The 2,843-nt window shown below is 71.9% G+C and carries 3 protein-coding genes and 1 pseudogene; 3 read left to right on the forward strand and 1 reads right to left on the reverse strand.

What is annotated here, in order from left to right; all coding sequences use genetic code 11:
- The first annotated feature begins 895 nt into the window (after positions 1 to 895).
- From ACIQOV_RS35770 to ACIQOV_RS35780, 3 genes and pseudogenes are all read left to right on the forward strand, one after another.
- Positions 896 to 1,093, forward strand: coding sequence for a hypothetical protein (locus ACIQOV_RS35770; RefSeq protein ID WP_401054993.1), 198 nt, complete (start codon positions 896 to 898; stop codon positions 1,091 to 1,093).
- 66 nt (positions 1,094 to 1,159) lie between these two features.
- Positions 1,160 to 1,501 (forward strand): ATP-binding protein, encoded by a 342-nt coding sequence (locus tag ACIQOV_RS35775; RefSeq protein ID WP_401054994.1) that lies wholly within the window; start codon positions 1,160 to 1,162, stop codon positions 1,499 to 1,501.
- A pseudogene (locus ACIQOV_RS35780) lies at positions 1,480 to 1,948 on the forward strand (response regulator transcription factor); the annotation flags it as partial. The gene ACIQOV_RS35775 and the pseudogene ACIQOV_RS35780, both read left to right, overlap by 22 nt.
- 25 nt (positions 1,949 to 1,973) lie before the next feature.
- On the opposite strand, the gene ACIQOV_RS35785 reads toward ACIQOV_RS35780, so the two are convergent.
- Positions 1,974 to 2,843, reverse strand: an 870-nt coding sequence (locus tag ACIQOV_RS35785) for a serine hydrolase domain-containing protein (RefSeq protein ID WP_401054995.1), incomplete at its 5' end; no start/stop codon positions are given.

A 2,843-nucleotide genomic window follows, 5' to 3' on the forward strand; every position in this document is an offset into this window, starting at 1 on the left:
CCCGAAGGGTTTTACACCATCTGCCGGCCTGTGGCCGACTTCCTCATGTCCGCCTCGCCCCCGGGGGAGGGAGCGTGCGGGGATCGCGTATGCGTGACCGGAAACCACCGTCCTTGCCTTGGGGTCTTCGGAATCCGCCCGGGTGATGCCTCACGGGCCGGGCGATCCTGATGGCGCTCTGTCCCCTCCGTTCATCTTCTGTACTGACCGATTACTGCGAACTGCGGGTACTTCCAACTGCCGGGTACTGCGAACTGCTCGGAACTGCGGTACTGCTGGTACTGCGAACTGCGTGGTAGTGCCAACTACCCGGTGCTGCTGTGGCGGTCCTGGTGGTCCGCCGGTTCCGGCAGTCAGCCCCGTCGCCCGTCCTGCTCAACCGTTCGGCTTGGAACCCCACTGCCGGACTCCCAGCACGCGCGCCCGCAGTCTGGGCGCCTTCACTGGGATACCGCGTACTGCGACTGCCGGTACTGTGCAACTCAACTTCACCTGCTGGTAATGCATTTACCGAAATGCGGTACTGCTGGGCGGCGGCCCCTGATCCTGCGGGCCGCCCGGCCCGGCCACCGGTCCTGTCGCCTTACTGCACCATCCCTGGCTTCAGGGCCCTGCAACCGTGCCGACCTGCGAACTTCTTTCCTGCTGCCCGCCAGTTCGTGTCTGGCGGATACCGCTCGACCTCGTCTACGAGAGAAACATTAACCACGGTGCGCGGCAATGTCTACTCCGGCGGGCATAGATTTTGCGGTGTCGGTCGGGGAGGTAGTCTCCGCCCCGGACAGGGCGCGGCCGGTCGCCGCAGCCGCGCCAGGACGGAGGACGCCGCGCCCGGCGGCCAGGACGACGAGTGAGCGGGAGGCGAGCGGTGGAAGGGCCGCAGGTAGTGCGGCAGGTGCGCACCCCCGAGCCCCATGCCCAGGCGTCGCCGGCGGTGGCCATCGCCGAAGCTGTCCGCGACCGGGACGAGCGGGTCCTGTGCCGGCTTCTGGCCCGTTTCGCCGAGCAGGCCGCCATCACGGACCTGCCCGCCCTGCGCGACGCCATCGACACCACCGGGCAGCACGGCGACCGCCCGCCGGGAGCCCGTTAGGCCGAGCCGGCCCGCCACGCTCCCGGATCGGAAGGCGCGTGCGGCGGCGTCACAGGTCAGGCGGACGTGCCCGGCCCAGCGCGGCGGATACCAGCCCTGCCCCGGCCGCTGCGGGCTCCACCGGTCGACCGGATCACCGTCGAGGTGTCCGACAACGGCACCGCCGCGTCGGCCGACACACCGGTGGGCGCCCTGGCGGGGGCGGGCGGTGCGGCCGGACCGAGGGCGGGCCGCACCGGGTACGGTCTGATCGGAATGCGCGAACGCGTCGCGCTGCACGGCGGCAGCCTGGTGGCAGGCGGTGTGGACGGTGGTGGCTTCCGGGTGGTGGCCAGCCTGCCGGTGGCGCCGGTCGACGGTGAGGAGCGGCTCGGAAGACGGAAACGCTGGAGCGGATCAGGGTACTGATCGCGGACGACCAGCCGCTGGTGCGGCGGGGCCTGGCCCTGATCCTGTCCCCCGACCCGGCGTTCGACGTGGTCGCCGAGGCCGACGACGGGCAGCGGGCGGTCGACCTCGCGCACCGGCACCGGCCCGACGTCGTGGTGATGGACATCCGGATGCCAGTGCTCGACGGGGTCCAGGCGACCGAGCGGCTCACCCGGGAACTGCCCGAGTGCCGGGTTCTCGCGCTGAGCACCTTCGACATGAACGAGTACGTGGTGGCCGCCCTGCCTGCGCGCCGCCGCGTCCGGGTTCCTGCCCAAGGACTGCTCCCCCGAGGAGCTCTCGGCCGCCGTGCGCACGGTGCACACGGGGGAGGCCGCGGTGGCGCCGCGCCTGAAGCCGGGCGGAGCGGGCCGGTTGCCCCGAGTCTCCCCGAGCCGCGAGGCCGTCCGGTGCCCGGCCCCCGCGCGCGGGAGCCGGCCCGAGGGGTGGGTCAGCGGCAGAGGGCCGCGTCCAGGGCGTCCGCCATGTGCTGCGCGCCGTCCGCGCCGGGGACGGTGGTGACCGTGATGGTGGCGGCGCGGCCGTCGTCGGTGACGCCGCCGCGGGAGCGGTAGCCGGGGGAGGTGCCGCCGTGGCCCCAGGCCAGGCCGCCGCAGGAGAGCGGCCTGCTCTGCAGGCCCAGACCGTAGCGGACACCTGGGCCCAGGAGTTCGGCGGGGACGGTGGTGCGCATCTCGGCGAGCTGTGCCGGGGGCAGGAGCCGGCCGCCGAGGAGCGCGGCGAAGAACGAGTTGAGGTCGGTGTTGGTGGTGACGACCGCCCCGGCCGCCCAGGCCATCGAGGTGTCCATGTCGGTGTAGTCGACCGGGGGAGCGTCCGGCGTGCTGCGGAAGTAGCCGTGGGGGTGGGCCTCGTGGACGGTGGTGTCGCCGGGGGTGGGGAAGTAGGTGTGGCGCAGGCCGATGCGGTTGATGACGCGCTTGGTGATCTCCTCGCCGAGCGGCCGTCCGGTGACCTTCTGGGCGAGGAGTCCGGCGACGATGTAGTTGGTGTTGCTGTACTCCCAGCTGGTTCCCGCGGGGAAGCGGGCCTTCTGGGCGAGCGCGCCGTCGAGGAGGTCGCGGGGCTCGAAGTAGCGGTACTGCACGGTGGTGAAGTCCGAGAGGGCGGGGGCGTCCATGTACTCGGGCAGGCCGCTGGTGTGCTGGAGCAGTTGACGGACGGTGATGTCGTGTCCGTCGATGCCGTCGCCGCGCAGCAGGCCGGGCAGGTAGGTCTCGACGGGAGAGTCGAGGCCGATCTTTCCCTCGGCGACGAGCTGGAGGACGACGACGGCGGTGAAGGTCTTGGTGTTGCTGCC

Source organism: Kitasatospora sp. NPDC091257 (assembly GCF_044757675.1).
Lineage (GTDB): Bacteria > Actinomycetota > Actinomycetes > Streptomycetales > Streptomycetaceae > Kitasatospora > Kitasatospora lactacystinica.